Annotated in this window: 1 protein-coding gene; it reads right to left on the minus strand. The window is 35.1% G+C overall.

The window, feature by feature from the left end; all coding sequences use genetic code 11:
* Positions 1 to 262 (minus strand): Ig-like domain-containing domain (locus tag Q5Y73_RS24725; RefSeq protein WP_305994587.1); only part of this gene is annotated, 262 nt, incomplete at both ends.

A 262-nucleotide genomic window follows, 5' to 3' on the forward strand; every position in this document is an offset into this window, starting at 1 on the left:
CGCATCTACAACTGTTGCAGTTGGAGCTTCTTCAGAATCTTCATAAGTAAATGTTTCTTGGTAGCTGATGTTTGCATAACCTGCAAAATCTTCCGCACCATTTACTGTAATTGTGTAATCTTCACCATCATCTAATTTAGAGTATAATGTTATATCTACACTACTTCCATCTACATCAACTTTTTTGATGGACAATCTTTTTGAACCTTCTTTAACAGTAATATCATCTTCTACTGCTGTTTCCATTGGCTCGTTGAAACTG

Origin of the sequence: Chengkuizengella axinellae (assembly GCF_030730905.1) — a bacterium.
In the GTDB taxonomy this organism is placed as follows: Bacteria; Bacillota; Bacilli; order Paenibacillales; family KCTC-33759; genus Chengkuizengella; species Chengkuizengella axinellae.